The organism is Geofilum sp. OHC36d9, from assembly GCF_052400685.1.
Taxonomy (GTDB): domain Bacteria; phylum Bacteroidota; class Bacteroidia; order Bacteroidales; family Marinilabiliaceae; genus CAZHHH01.
Genome location: NZ_JBQTGJ010000003.1, coordinates 124,404 through 139,019, shown reverse-complemented (window position 1 = coordinate 139,019; position 14,616 = coordinate 124,404). Strand labels below are relative to the sequence as shown.

The following is a 14,616-nucleotide window of genomic DNA, read 5'->3' as shown; positions in this document are numbered from 1 at the left end:
TAATCATCCTCCTGTGTGTAAGATAATTTCCATGGCTCGTTTCATCTTTTTCTTATTAAAAATTATTCCTGAATCAAAACAACGTAATGACCTGTTAAATCATTAAAACGAACATGGTATTGTCCCAATCCTTGTTCGGACAAATCAATATTATTGTCATGTGAAGAAGGGTTATAATCAGCTATACCATACGGGCTATCGGTGGGTACCTGCGGACACCAACGGTCGTCCCAGCCATTATTGGCTCTAAATTTCACCCCATAATCGATGTCCTCGAGGCTGATATCCAAAGTCCACTGGTGCGGATCGTAATCAGAAGCAACCATATCCGGCTCATTATCGACGCCCCAATTTGAAAATTGCCCCACAAAATTTATAACAGGCCAGATCACAGCACCACTGGCGTCATACGGTTCAAGGTTCCAGGTCATATTTTCAATATTTATATTGAGGGTATAATAACCTTCCGTTTCAATATAAAAGTCATTTTCAGGAGCTTCGCCAAACAACAGGACGTCATTTTCGCCGGCACCATAATAATTGTCGGTACCCAATTCACTTTGGGGAAATAATTTGAAACGGGTATCGTCATCAAACCGACCCGTGTAGGTATAAACATAATCGTCGTCGCTGCTACTGTTTCGGTACATCATAAACGCAGTATTTTCCAGTGTAGTCCCCTGCATATCGCCCACGAGGTAAACGGGCTCTATCTCTTTAGGCGGAAAATACGGAGTAATAGTTACCGGCAGCGAATTAGCCGAAACGACCTGCTGAGCTTCGGTACCTGCACCATAAGAAGCCACCACTCTGAGTTCGTAATTAACAGGCTCGCCGGCATTTGCGCCCAAATCGTTTAATAAAAAAGTATTGAGATCTGTCACAAGTATATCCGCAAACAAATTCCCCGTAGCAGCCAGAACAACCGCATTATTAAAGCTGTTACCTTCTTCATCCATTTGCAATGAATAGCTGACCGGTCCCACAGGAGTTGCCTGCCCGGCATGGTCGAGAATAAAAGAGGTCTCAGTCCAGGTAATTGTGAATAACAAAGGAGTGGTTCCGTCATCAGGTTTTTGCAATTCAATGGTATTGAAAGGCAAATAATCCAGTTCGCTGGGCTGTATATCGGTAAGTACCGGACTCTCATCCTCATCCTGACAACCGTAAAAAACGGTTATGCAGGCAAGAATCAAATTGACAATAAATATATTCAGTTTCATTTTTATCGTTTTTTATGAGTTAGTAACCCGGATTTTGTTTGATATTAGGATTTGCTACGAGCTCTGTTGCAGGAATAGGAAAAACCTTATAGACATTGCTGATGTTAGCGGTGCCGCTGTATACGCCATTTTTCCAGGGCCAGGTGTAATTAGTCGTAAAATGGTTAAAACGAATTAAATCGGTTCGGCGGTGACCTTCCCAATAAAGCTCACGGGCTCTTTCTTCAAGAATAAAATCGAGTGTCAAATCGCTCTCAGCAATACTTGTGGCCTTAGCTCGATCACGAATTTCATTCACATAGTCCAAAGCCGTTCCTATATCGCCCCCCTCGCCACCTCTCAGCACGGCTTCGGCATACATCAGATAAGCATCGGCCAGTCGAAACATCGGGAAATCGGTATCGGGAAACTGGGTATCCGACCCAAATTCTCTGTCATCAACAGGTACATTCAGGGGATCACTTCGTTTGATGTTAGTAAATTTAATGATGGAATAGCCTGAATTAAAATCGTTCAGAGTAGAGGTCTCCAGCGTTCTTTTATCGGTCCAAAACATGGCTCTGGCATCGTCGCCTTCGAACAAAGTACTCAGAGTTTCCTCTGCTCTTAATCCTGACCATGATTGGGAAAGGCCAAAATTACTTCCCGGTTCCATATCAGAGCCCCAGGCTGCGGCCATAAGGTAGGTCATACCGCCATAACTGGTGGCTTTTTTACCATCAAAAATAATCGGGAAAATAATCTCAGGCGACAAATGATTGTCGGCACCAAACAGATAACTGTATTTGTCGTCGAGGCTGTAACCAGCCCCTAATAGCTTATTTAAATAGGTGAGACATTCGGTATAATAATCCTCGCCAATATAAACTTCGGCATTCAAATACATTTTGGCCAGCAGCATCCAAACCACAGCATCCGTAACTTTACCATAATTAAGTTCTGAATTGAGAGGCAGCTGTCCTTCACAGGCTTTAAGTTCGCTCTCAATCCATGGAAAAAAGAAATCGCGTCCCTTTTGCTCTGGTAAAAAGGCTCCCACCCCATCTTCAGGTGTTAAAAAGGGCACATTGGCAAACAAATCCATCAAGAAATAATAATTCATGGCCCGAAGCACTCTCACCTCGTTACGATACTCCTGAATTTTAGTTTTAAACGACTCATCAACGCCTCTTTCTTCCAACAAATCATCCTCCGTTTCTCTCATAAACTCATTACAAAAGGCAATGGTTACCAGCATACGGTTATAACTCAATTCGGCAAACCGATTGCTGGAAGTCCATTGGCAAAAAGTTAGGCCATCGAGCCCATCATCAGACCAGGCACAAACCGCTTCATCGGTTGGCAATTCCTGCAGATTCCAGTAAGAGCGAAGAAAAGTGGCTTCACCCTGATCATCACTGGCAATGTCATCGTATCCGTTAGGTCCCTGATTTCCAGACAAAGCAAAACAGGCATATATTTTAGCAACAAATTTGTTATAAGTATCCGGATCGCTCCAGGCTTCTTCGGCAGTGGTCTCCTTGCCCCCAGGAGGTGTCGTATCCAGATCGTTCGTACAAGAACCGAACAACATAATGACAAGCAGGCAGATGCCCCATTTGGATATTTTATATATTGACTTCATACATGTAGTTTTTATTTATTAAGGTTGTATGTAACTCGTTTCGACGATTCGAAACGTTTCTCATTTTCTTCCCGATTTAAAAACTTAGACTCAACCCAATCATTGTGGTAATGGGACGCGGGTAAAAATTATTATCAACACCTCCGTATACTTCAGGATCCAATCCCTCGTAGGAGGTAAACACAACAGGGTTTTGAACCGAGCCGTAAACACGCCCCGTAATTTTTTGCTTCAACAGGTTCTTAAAAGAGTAACCCAGAGTGATATTATCAATTCGGAAAAAAGACGCATCCTGTACATAATAATCGGACAACACGCGTTTGTACTGGAAATTAGTCTCAAAGGCTGATTGATGACGATTACTTAAAAATTCATTGGCATAGACCCGGGCCGGAGCCAGCTCGGCATTATTGGCTGCAACAGCGTTGTAATTATAATTTCCAAAGCTACCATGCGACGAAAGAGACAAATCCCATGCTTTCCAACTCACCTTGGTATTAAAACCAATGTTCCAGTCGGGGGTAAATTTGTGATACAGATACAAATCTTCTTCATTGATCTGCCCATCGTTGTTACGATCAACATACATCCCTTCAATTGGTTTTCCACTATCATCGTAAACCTGTTCATATACATAATACATAGAGTGAGGATGCCCAACTGCATGTGCCAAAAGGTTAAAACCCCCATCACCACCGGTATTACCAAAGCGATTCAATGCTGATTTATCATTTTGCGTCAGAGCGGTAATCTCATTTTCATTATACGCAAAATTAAAGCCGGCCTCCCAATTCCAATCATCGTTAACCACCGGCACAAAATTGACGGAGAATTCAGTTCCAATATTTTCCAATGTTCCCACATTAGCTACCACATATTCGCTGAAGTTACTTCCGGCCGCCACCTTAACCTCAGCGTTGAACAGATCTTCTGTTTTCCGATAATACAAATCTATGGTACCATTGATGCGATTATTAAAGAAACCATAATCAATACCAGCATTCCATGTGGACGTTGACTCCCATTTCAGGTCTGCATTGTACGACAATGGTTTAACAAAGCCAACCCATCCCCCGTCTCTGTAATAATTTGCTGATTCGCCCACGCTATTTTGATAAACTCGTATAGCCGGGTATACACCACCAACATCCTGCTGTCCGGTAATACCCCATCCCAAACGGACCTTAAGATTAGATAAGGCATTAAATCCATCCATGAAAGACTCTTCATTAACGCGCCATGCAAGAGCCAATGCTGGAAAGATACCCCACCGGTTATCCTTACTGAAACGAGACGAACCATCCTGACGCAACGTAAGCGTCAAAAGGTATTTATTGTACATATTCCAATTTACCCTACCAAAAAAGGACACCAGGTAATACTCTTCAGCATATGGGGCATTGTCTTCAATCACTTCCGAATTACCATCCTCATCAGACAACTCCGGGTCGGTACGAACGGCTAAGTTGCTGTTTTCCCACCAGAAATGCTGCCATGAATACCCTCCCATCACATCAAAGGAGCTCTCCATAAAGGACAGGTCTTTTTTGTATCGGGCGTAAAAGTCAAGCAAAGAATTTCTTCTTTCATTATCCCAGTTGTTTTTATACCCACCTGCGTTGGCTTGGGCAGGTGCAGTATGTAGGGTCTTATTTTCGCCGGAAGTATTGGAGTAATCCAATCCTAAATTCAAATTCAGGTTAATGGCGGGAAAAAAATGCAATTTATAGTCTAACTGCGCATTTCCCATAAGCTGGTAGCCGTCGGAGACATCATTTCTCAACTCCAGCAACGAGAGCGGATTTTTAGTAGCTACACTCAAAATTTTACCATCATTGCCCACCCACGACCAGTAACCGCCATAGGGACTGTTTTCGTCGTAAACAGGTTGTGAAGGATCCATAGACACCGCTGCACCAATAGCTCCCTGATCGGCAAACCGATTCTTAATGTACATTCCGCGTCCATTCAAATCGATGGTAAGATGGTCGGTCAACAATTTTGGTTTTAGCGAAAAACTACCGGTGTATCGCTCCATATTTGAAGTTTTCAAGATACCATTCAAGTTGGTATATCCCATCGAAACCCTGTAAGGCATCATTTCGTTCACCGAACCCATAAAACCCAGGTTATGCTCGGTATTTATACTTGTCCGGAAAATTTCATCTTGCCAGTTGGTATTTGCTGTCCCCAGTTTGCTAATGACTTCAGTCTCGTTAGACAAACCTGAAAAAATTTCAGAGATGAAAGACCTGAACTCATCGCCATTTAACACGTCAATACCTTGCTTACGTTTACTTACCGACACATTGCCATCATAAGTAATCTGAAGTTTGCCAGAGGCGCCTTTACGGGTCGTAATTATGATGACCCCGTTGGAAGCACGTGAGCCATAAATAGCCGTGGCCGATGCATCTTTCAACACCGTGAACGACTCTATATCCGTTGGATTGATAGTGCTAAGCATGTTACCAACTCCACCGGGACCACCATTTAAAGGAATTCCATCGACCACGATGAGCGGATCGTTATTGGCCGACAGAGATGATCCGCCACGAATACGGATGGTGGATCCGCCACTTGGTGATCCGCCGCTTGTCACGACTTGTACGCCGGGGATTTTACCAATCAAAACATCCTGGGGGTTAGGAGCCATACCACGTCCGCCCAGATCGGGTTTAACTACCGAGACAGAGCCGGTTAAATCTTCTTTTCTCACAGAGCCGTAACCAATTACTACCACTTCGTTCAAAAACTCCATATCTTCTTTCAGCACCACCTTCAGAGGTTGCTGGCCGGAATAAACAACTTCCTGCGTTATAAATCCGATAGACGAAAAAACCAAACTGTCGCCCTCTTCTACGCCGGATAGATTAAAAGCGCCATCTAAATCGGAAACCGTACCATTGATGGTTCCTTTCACAATAACATTAACCCTGAGGATTGGCTCGCCGTTAACGTCGTAAACAAAGCCGCTAACAGAGTGCGACTGCGCATCGACATTGCTGGATAAAAAGAATAGAATTCCAATTAAGGGAATTATCCTTTTTAAATTAAATAACATTCGATTTTTCATGATTTGAATTTTAAATTTTTCTCTTGCAGTAAAAGATCTAAGCCACATTCAATGAATATCTGTCATTTTTTTGCAGCTTACCTTATAGAAACTATTTTTGGATTTAACCAGTTCCGGGTAATACAAAAATGGAAAGCGGTGCCTCTTTTTTAAGAATGGCACTCGTTACATTTAATAGCTCAACGTCTTATTACAATCATACCCCATAATCAATTTATGTTTAACAAGTTTATTTTTATAAATTTTAACACAAAACAAACTTATTCTGGTATAACCATCAATAAGAGGTAACTCTAAGGTAAATATTCTTTGCGTGGGGTAAAATGCAATATATTTAAAAAGAGGCAATTACAATAAGATCGCATATTTCCCAAAGTAAATAGGCCAATATGACAATTGTTATTAAATGTGGACTTTAGTTAAAAAAACGCGGGCTTTAAAAACAAAGCTGATGTACTTTCTCCTCAAAATTGTCATTCTGATTCAAAGCTTTTGATTTCACTTTACTGCGGTAGTTGTAAATGGTTCGTAAAGTGTAATGAAGAAATGTGGCTATTTTATTACTATCGGTAATGCCCAGCCTGATTAAGGCAAAAACGCGCAACTCATGATTAAGCGCCCCATCTGCCGACTCTTTATACTGCTCTTCAGGACGAAGCAATTTGTTAAATTCTTCAATAAAATTAGGATAGATATTAAGGAAGGCGCGGTCAAAATTCGCATAAAGCTCTTTGAGTTCGCGTGCAGTATCAGAGGCCGAATCGGTCATTCTCAACACATCCTTTATCTGCCCTGCGTTGACCTTTAAGTGAATGGTCTGCTTCAACCGTCCCAACTTATCAATGTACTCAGTACATATATCAAGAAAATTACTAATAAACTGCTCTTTGATGTGGTTTGCGTCTGCTAGCGACACATTGGTTTGAAGATATTGCTCATTGGCCAGTTGCAAGTTATGATTCAACACCGTCAACTGATCATTAATATGCAGAATTCGTTTCTGAGCTTTCGACAATTTAAACATCTGCCTTATAACAGCTAAAATGGCCACCAAAAGGATAAAAGAAAGAATACTGATAATAATTAACAGCAACGACAGTTTCTTTTCCTGGCGAGCCTTGTCTTCCTGATAGGCTTTGTCGATAATTGGCAGTATTCTGGACGTTTGAAGATTTCGTAGTCGGGCGTTAAAAAAGTTGGCATCGTCCATACATTTTTTAATGTACATATTGGGACGTTGCACCTTCCCTTCATTAAAAAGCAATAACGCAAGCGTTCGTAAAGACGTATTTTCCATTATCGCTCCCTTAATATCGGCCAAAGCAGAAAGGGCGAGAAATTGCTTCTGCTTCTCCGCATTTCCCTTCTGATCATAAAGATATGCAAGCAATGAGGTAAGAACAGCATAATCGCGGGTGTCAGGTTTAAGCCTGGGTAGAAATTTCATAAGAATTACCTCGGCCTGATCATAGATGCCCGATTCAATGAACCTGGTTCCATTATGAACGGCATATTCATATGAATCAACAGGAAGAAGTTGTATTAATGAATCCTGTACTCGACTTTTCTTTTCAACCAATGATGAGACATCAATCCCATCATTAAACTCCATCCAGTAAACATAGGTATCCGAATAGGCAATATAATAGTTGATTAATTGCGTCCGGGTAAGGATTTTTTTGTTGATGTCGTCTAAAATATCTACCGCCGAATGAAAAAAACCGGATTTTGCCTGCACCAGAGCCATATTAATTTTACTGTCGGTAATCCACTCCTTGTTGGTCGTAGCCATCGCTGCTGTCAACCTTTTCTGAGCATAAAACTTTAAAGAATCGGCTTGATAGGCCTGATATTCATCAGCCAGTTGTTTGTATATCAAATATTGACTTTCGCTGGTGAGATTGGAATACACTAACTGCGCTTTTATCTTTTCAATAAAAAGTTCTTTCTGCTTAACGATGAAATCTTGATTTTTGATGGCCACGTCAATTCGATTCAACAAGGAGTCCAATTTTGAGATCTCGGCAGAGAAAAGCGAGCCAGGGCACACCAACATGATCGGCAAAATGATTACAATTAAACAGCGAGAATATTTTTGAAACATACGGTTACATTAGTTTATTAATTTTTAAGCCAGACCTAAAGCATCATTCACTGCAAGCTTCTCAATTTGTGATCATCCACAACATGTTATTAGTGCATACCCGAAAATTGCCGAGGCAGATAAAAAAGCGTCATTTGAGGCTTGGTAATCTTGAAAAATGTGAATGGACTGATGTAAAAGGTCGTTTTCATATTAATTCAAATTTAACATTTATCTTCTAAGGAAAAAATGTCTGCAAATTTGTTCGACCACGCCCCTGCTGATTGATCAAGAATACTTAGTGTTTGTCTATAAAGTCAACTACTTCGTTACGCTTGTCATAAAAACAGTCATTTACGAAAAGTAAACGCCTTGATTTTTATGACTTCGCAAGCCTCGTATTTGAACTTTATATTTCAAACACTTAGTTTATGGACAGACAAACTCTAAATAGTTGAATTTCTATTTCCATAATCGTTTAAAACAGCTCGACAAAATTAATTAATACATTATATTTGCTACTACATAGTGCCTGTTCAGAAATTCAGAAATTAGAGCTGAGAAGTTCAAATTCAAGGCCTGCACAGCTCGAAAAAGGTTATTTACTATAGTAAATAACCTTTTTGAAAGTAAGCGTAACGTATAAATTGTGCATTATAGACAAACTCTAATTATTCTATCAATTAACGACCTATGAATATTACAATTGAAAACATCATATTAATCGGATCAATATTACTTTTTATCAGCATAGTAGCGGGTAAAACAACCTACAAATTTGGAATTCCAACATTGTTATTATTTCTTACGATAGGTATGCTTGCAGGGTCTGAAGGTATCGGTGGAATTCATTTTGAAGACTCTGCTATCACCCAATTTATCGGCGTAGTATCACTAAATTTCATTCTCTTTTCGGGCGGCTTAGATACTCAATGGAGTAATGTAAAACCCATACTCAAGGAGGGCTTGGTTTTATCGACAGTTGGAGTGCTTTTAACAGCAACTATATTAGGTCTTTTTGTGTGGAGAATTACTGATTTTTCTTTATTTGAAAGTCTGCTTTTAGGTTCAATCGTATCCTCAACCGACGCCGCCGCAGTCTTTTCCATTCTGAGAGGTCAAAACGTTCGGTTAAAAAATAATATTCGGCCAACCCTGGAACTCGAAAGCGGTAGTAACGACCCTATGGCTTATGTGCTTACGATTACCTTTCTGTCGCTGGTAATAAACCCTGAAAAAAGCTTCTGGTCCATTTTATTGTTATTTATACAACAAATGGCCATAGGGTCATTAGCCGGATATCTTTTTGGGCGGTTAAGTAAATGGACCATCAACCGCATTGGCCTCGATTTCGAAGGCTTATATCCGGTTTTGGCTATCACATTAATGTTTATAACATTTTCAGCCACCAATTTTATTGGCGGTAATGGTTTCTTAGCCATCTATATATGCGCGGTTTATTTGGGTAACCACAGCCTCATTCATAAAACCAATATCATGCGAATGTTTGATGGGCTGGCGTGGCTTATGCAAATTATACTTTTCCTCACCCTTGGATTGTTGGTATTTCCGTCTCAAATAGTGCCACTCATCGGTATTGGGCTGCTTATTGCTGCCGTTTTAATATTTGTAGCCAGGCCATTAGCAGTAATTATCGCAATGCTTCCATTTAAAACAAAATTCAGAAACAAGATATTTGTTTCATGGGTCGGACTAAGAGGTGCAGTCCCCATTGTTTTTGCGACTTACCCGTTACTGGCCGGAATTGAAAAAGCAAATTTAATTTTTAATATTGTATTCTTCATTTCCGTTACCTCGGTAATAATTCAAGGTACATCGTTATCTGTAATCGCAAAATGGTTAAAAGTAGGTACACCGGAGATTAAAAAATCGGCCTCGGCCACTGAAGCCTTAAAAGAAGAGCATCCGAGTAGCATCCTTAAAAAGATTAGAGTTAAAGAAACCTCTAAAATCATAGGTAAAAAATTGGTTGATTTAAACTTTCCTCAAAACTCAATTATTGCAATGATTGAGCGCGATAAAAAATATTTTACTCCCAATGGCTCAACCATCATCCATTCAAATGATGTTTTAGATATCATTACGGATAAAGAAGAAAACCTCTTGAAAGTTTATGAATGCTTATGTATAGAAAATAACGAAATATCATAAATAATGCTTACCCTAAAAACAGTCATTTACGAAAAGAAAACTCTTTATTTTCATGATTTCACAAGACTTGTTTTTCTACTTTATATTTTAATCTGTATCAAAACAAGGGATGATGTAAAGAGTTAATTTCGAGCCCTGGCTAAATTGGTTCTGACTGCCTCGTGATAAGAAGAAATGCTTTTAGCCTTTTTAATAATCTTATAAGTTTTATGCGGATTTTCAAACAAAGAGGAAAAATAAGCCCAAAAACTCTGCATTTTTAACACAATGTGTTTAGGCCCCGATAGTGCTTCATCGTAATATTGGAAAAGCGCATCGTGAAAATCACTGAATTGATCCATCCAATTATGCGGCAAATGTTCACTATCAGTTTTTATCATTTCTGCTAAAAAAGGATTGGAGACAACACCTCTGCCAATAGCCCATTCATGAATATCCGGGAAACGTTGTTTTAACTCCCGGAATTGCGTTACAGATTGGATATCTCCATTATAACAGACCGCATGGCTGGTATTTTCGACACATCGATGAAAAATGTCCAAATTCACCTCTCCTTTGTATAACTGTTTACCAATCCTTGGGTGAATGATAATACTCTTAATTCTGTGCTTTTCCAAAATGGGAAGCAAATTCAAGATTTCATGACTGTCTTCATACCCCAGACGCATTTTCAGCGAAATGTTAATATCCGATTCATCCGAGACTCTCTTTAACAACCGATCGATCTGCGCTGTCTCTTTTAGTAAACCTGAACCAAGTCCGCGTTTGGTAACCATAGGATATGGGCAACCCAAATTCCAGTTAAGCTCTGTATATCCCAATGTCTGAACATAATGAGCGACAAAAAGAAATTCCTCTGCAGAATTGGTCATCACCTGCGGTATTAGCTGCTTAACGTCATTGTTCAAAGGCGACAAATCTCTTTTATACGAATTTTTTATTTCCATCTGCCCCTGTAAATGGACATAAGGTGCAAAATAGGTATCCACTCCACCAAAAAACTTATCAACCGCGTTTCTAAATCTAAAATCAGTAAATCCCTGCAAGGGCGTCGCCAGAAGTTTAAAACTCATAAAAAATTAAATAGATAAGAAATTAAAACAAACATAACACAAAAGTTGGACTTTATAGTCTAGCAATACAGGGTCTCCCCTCTGAATACAATTTAAAGAATAGTCAACAAAATGAAACCTAAAATTCAGGTTCTGATATCACCAAACGAATGCCCTTTTTAAGCAGCCATTACAACATTCTCATAATCTTAAATTTGCAGAACCCCCAAAAAAATAGTATCTTTAACCAAATTGCATATTTACAGGCAATATAACCCAAAAACTCTCACCAACAAGACAACTGTGAAATAGCTCATTAAGAATACCCGACAACAACCAATGCGTGCTATTGATTATACGCATTTTACAAAATTATCCTTAAACACTATCCTTTTGCAACTGAATCTAAAACAGCAATAGAGATTTACAATAGATATTTATAAACCATTACTAATAATAGAAAGGGAACAAAATGCAGGATAAAAAAGGAAATACTATTAAATCGCCTGATTTAAATAAAATGAAAGCTATGGTTATTGATGCCAGAACAACTATTTACATCAGCGCTGATGCAAATGAAGAAGAAGCAAGAAACAGGTATCTGGCCAGAAAAAACGAAGGTAAAAAGCCGTGATATTAAATCAGCAAAAAAAATAGTATGAATTGGCTCACAAAAATCATTCTATGAATACATAAAAAATATCTGAATCAGGAAGTCAATTATATTATAAAAAAAATCCCTTTGCGAAAGCAAAGGGATTTTTTAATTCATAAATACTTATAATAATATAAACTTATGCAAGTTTAACATTTATTGCATTTAATCCTTTACGTCCTTCAGCTAAATCAAAAACGACTTCGTCATTTTCATTAACTGTGTCGATTAGACCTGAAACGTGTACGAAATACTCTTCTGATGAATCTTCGTCTTTAATAAATCCGAAACCTTTGGTTTCATTGAAAAATTTTACTACTCCTTTATTCATGGTAATATTGATATTAATTAATGGTACAAACGTACGGTAATAAATCTAATAAATCTAATTATTTCGTATAGACTCCAAAAAAAAATTTGAGTTGAGGACAAATAGCCTAAATTTTAGAATCCAGTTTTCAACCACAATACACTCACCCATGCCCTGCTTAAGACTAGCATAGCGCAGAAATTAGACTTTTCACTAAATATATTTTTGAGTCTTTATGAGCCTGTTTCTGCAGTATTGAATACTTATCACTATTATCCGGTAAAAAATATATTTTCCATTTAAGTGCTCAAGCCGCACGGGCTTTTACTTTTTTTACTCATTGAAGTTTTTATTTCAAAGGTATTCGTGATCCGCTTCGCTCCACTACAGCAAAAAAAAGTAAACAAAAATTTTGCGTTTAGTGAGTGCAGTGTACAAACTTGTTTGCGACAATGCCGAACGTAGCAAAATTCAATTTATTAAAATGCCGCCGCTGCAAGTAATTTCTTAAAAATCAATTTCATTGTCTAAAATCCGATACTCGCTTCGATCAAACAGCCCGGATTTCTTTACGCCAATAAAATTGTTTTTCTTAACGGAAATTTCTTGAGGCGGAAAGCAACCCCAATATCTCCTAAAATATCTCTGGCTCGCACATTGGAGCTGGATTCTAATCATTTCTCTAAATTTTTACCGGACACCAATGAATATTTACATAAAATCATCAGGTTATAAACAAAAAACACGCATCACCTTTTTCAAATGATGCGTGTTTTACTAAGTGATAATTTCACAAATATCTGACAAGCAGACTATACTGCGGAGAGTCAGGGATTCGAACCCTGGAAACCCTTGTGAGGTTTACACACTTTCCAGGCGTGCGCCTTCGACCACTCGGCCAACTCTCCAATAAAAATATAAAAAGCACGGGAGGAGAGGCTCGAACTCCCGACACCTGGTTTTGGAGACCAGTGCTCTACCAACTGAGCTACACCCGTATTTTTGTGCTTTACGGCTGCAAAAATAGAATTTTATTAGTATTTGAGGCAACTAAAGCAATAATATTTTAAAAATTTAAGCTAAACAACTGAATTTCAAAACTGTTTATTTAAACAACATTTTTCTATATTTCAAAATATTTCTGTTTAGCAGATATTAAAGCATTCAAAAATTTGTTTAGGTAAAAGCTCTGCCTATTTTTACGCCCAGTTCTATTAAAATTTAACCATACTTTTATGAAGAAATTACTCGCTATTTTAGGCGTTATTGCCTTTTTATTTACCGCTTGTAGCCCTACAAAAAAAATAACTGCAATTCAAACTCAGATGGGAATCGCCTATCAGCAAGATGACTATGAGACAGTTCTAACCCAATACGAAGCATTAAAACAAGTGGCTTCGACAAAAAAAATAGAACCCGCAAATACCGTCAAAACACAAGCCGCCAAATCAGCTTATAAACTAAAAAAATACGACACAGCCGCTTTGTTGTTTTCTGAGATACCTCAAAATTTGAAAGATGGTGAGTCCATTTATATGCAAGGCATTTCCTACAACAAAACCAAACAGTCAGAAATGGAGTACCAACACTGGCGGGACTGTATAAGACTGTTGAAAGAAAATGAAAATTATCCACTTGTTCTTCAACGACTCTTCTTACTCGAAACCGCCAACGGGAAGTACCATGAAGCTGACACATTATGGCGTCATTTATCAATTACCAAAGACGAAATTATCCTGTCGGCACGGCTGCAAGGATTAAAAGAATTAGGCAGAGAAAAGGAAGCACTTCAAATAACTAAATCAATACTTAAACTGAATCCTGAAAACACTGATGCTATCTACTTCAAGGCTGCGTATCATTATGAAAAAGGAGAAACACTATACCAATCAGAAATGACGAAATACAACAAAAACAGAAACTACACCACTTACGCCTATCTGCGTCGTGAATTAAAAAAAGTATCCATTCAGTTTCGAGCAGCTCGTGAACTTTTCGAAAAACTTCACCAACTAGAACCCAAAAATAAAACTTACATCAATTATTTAAAAAATTGCTATATCAGATTGGACATGAAATCCGAAGCCGCGAAAATGGATAAATTATTGTAAATAATACCATATTTGTAAATGGGAATACAGATATACAAACGACTGATCCTTAAATAATTACAATAGAAATACAGTTAATTGCCTCCAATTGCTTTAATAGTAGTTCTCCCTCCCAAATTTAAACAACAGATAATAAACCTTCATTTTTGAGGCTTGTGAGGCTAAAAATATGAATTTACCGGTGTAAATTATCATTTTCAACATGAGCGTAACTAACTAATTGGGACTCTCTTGATGACACTATATAAGTTTATTTCAAAACAATTTTTTATTTTAAAACACGCATAAATTACATGCCCAGAAACAAAAA

At 38.5% G+C, this 14,616-nt stretch carries 9 protein-coding genes and 2 tRNA genes; 3 read left to right on the top strand and 8 right to left on the bottom strand.

Going from position 1 to position 14,616, the window contains the following annotated elements; translation table 11 throughout:
• Positions 1 to 62: 62 nt before the first annotated feature.
• From ACT3CD_RS05455 to ACT3CD_RS05440, 4 genes are all read right to left on the bottom strand, one after another.
• Positions 63 to 1,223, bottom strand: coding sequence for a SusE domain-containing protein (locus ACT3CD_RS05455; RefSeq protein ID WP_444643684.1), 1,161 nt, complete (start codon positions 1,221 to 1,223; stop codon positions 63 to 65).
• A gap of 19 nt (positions 1,224 to 1,242) precedes the next feature.
• On the bottom strand, positions 1,243 to 2,847 hold the full coding sequence (locus tag ACT3CD_RS05450) for a RagB/SusD family nutrient uptake outer membrane protein (protein WP_444643682.1): 1,605 nt from the start codon (positions 2,845 to 2,847) through the stop codon (positions 1,243 to 1,245).
• Between the two features lie 76 nt (positions 2,848 to 2,923).
• A complete protein-coding gene (locus ACT3CD_RS05445) occupies positions 2,924 to 5,923 on the bottom strand; it encodes a SusC/RagA family TonB-linked outer membrane protein (protein ID WP_444643681.1) in 3,000 nt (999 codons plus the stop codon).
• 436 nt (positions 5,924 to 6,359) lie between these two features.
• The gene (locus ACT3CD_RS05440) at positions 6,360 to 7,925 is read right to left on the bottom strand and encodes a DUF6377 domain-containing protein (protein ID WP_444643679.1); all 1,566 of its coding nucleotides are present in this window, start codon (positions 7,923 to 7,925) and stop codon (positions 6,360 to 6,362) included.
• A gap of 774 nt (positions 7,926 to 8,699) precedes the next feature.
• Between ACT3CD_RS05440 and ACT3CD_RS05435 the strand changes: the two genes are divergently transcribed.
• Positions 8,700 to 10,178: a potassium/proton antiporter gene (locus tag ACT3CD_RS05435; protein WP_444643677.1), complete on the top strand. Its 1,479-nt coding sequence runs from the start codon at positions 8,700 to 8,702 to the stop codon at positions 10,176 to 10,178.
• A 122-nt stretch (positions 10,179 to 10,300) separates the two neighbouring features.
• On the opposite strand, the gene ACT3CD_RS05430 is transcribed toward ACT3CD_RS05435, so the two are convergent.
• A complete protein-coding gene (locus ACT3CD_RS05430; protein WP_444643675.1) occupies positions 10,301 to 11,251 on the bottom strand; it encodes a tRNA dihydrouridine synthase in 951 nt (316 codons plus the stop codon).
• Between the two features lie 451 nt (positions 11,252 to 11,702).
• Here ACT3CD_RS05430 and ACT3CD_RS05425 point away from each other — a divergent pair, with 451 nt between their 5' ends.
• Entirely contained in the window at positions 11,703 to 11,864 is a 162-nt protein-coding gene (locus ACT3CD_RS05425) for a hypothetical protein (RefSeq protein WP_444643673.1), read from the top strand.
• A 160-nt stretch (positions 11,865 to 12,024) separates the two neighbouring features.
• Here ACT3CD_RS05425 and ACT3CD_RS05420 read toward each other — a convergent pair whose 3' ends face one another.
• The 3 genes from ACT3CD_RS05420 to ACT3CD_RS05410 all read right to left on the bottom strand — a co-directional run bounded on the left by ACT3CD_RS05420 (position 12,025) and on the right by ACT3CD_RS05410 (position 13,193).
• A complete protein-coding gene (locus tag ACT3CD_RS05420) occupies positions 12,025 to 12,216 on the bottom strand; it encodes a cold-shock protein (RefSeq protein ID WP_444643671.1) in 192 nt (63 codons plus the stop codon).
• Positions 12,217 to 13,015: 799 nt separating this feature from the next.
• Positions 13,016 to 13,103: transfer RNA gene (locus tag ACT3CD_RS05415), tRNA-Ser, on the bottom strand.
• A 17-nt stretch (positions 13,104 to 13,120) separates the two neighbouring features.
• Positions 13,121 to 13,193: transfer RNA gene (locus ACT3CD_RS05410), tRNA-Trp, on the bottom strand.
• A gap of 237 nt (positions 13,194 to 13,430) precedes the next feature.
• Between ACT3CD_RS05410 and ACT3CD_RS05405 the strand changes: the two genes are divergently transcribed.
• Positions 13,431 to 14,306: a tetratricopeptide repeat protein gene (locus tag ACT3CD_RS05405; RefSeq protein ID WP_444643669.1), complete on the top strand. Its 876-nt coding sequence runs from the start codon at positions 13,431 to 13,433 to the stop codon at positions 14,304 to 14,306.
• Positions 14,307 to 14,616: the final 310 nt, after the last annotated feature.

Coding starts and splice junctions, on each gene's coding strand:
- ACT3CD_RS05445 (WP_444643681.1), bottom strand. CDS start 5,923: ATGAAAAATCGAATGTTATTTAATTTAAAAAGGATAATTCCCTTAATT.
- ACT3CD_RS05430 (WP_444643675.1), bottom strand. CDS start 11,251: ATGAGTTTTAAACTTCTGGCGACGCCCTTGCAGGGATTTACTGATTTT.
- ACT3CD_RS05420 (WP_444643671.1), bottom strand. CDS start 12,216: ATGAATAAAGGAGTAGTAAAATTTTTCAATGAAACCAAAGGTTTCGGA.
- ACT3CD_RS05450 (WP_444643682.1), bottom strand. CDS start 2,847: ATGAAGTCAATATATAAAATATCCAAATGGGGCATCTGCCTGCTTGTC.
- ACT3CD_RS05455 (WP_444643684.1), bottom strand. CDS start 1,223: ATGAAACTGAATATATTTATTGTCAATTTGATTCTTGCCTGCATAACC.
- ACT3CD_RS05405 (WP_444643669.1), top strand. CDS start 13,431: ATGAAGAAATTACTCGCTATTTTAGGCGTTATTGCCTTTTTATTTACC.
- ACT3CD_RS05435 (WP_444643677.1), top strand. CDS start 8,700: ATGAATATTACAATTGAAAACATCATATTAATCGGATCAATATTACTT.
- ACT3CD_RS05425 (WP_444643673.1), top strand. CDS start 11,703: ATGCAGGATAAAAAAGGAAATACTATTAAATCGCCTGATTTAAATAAA.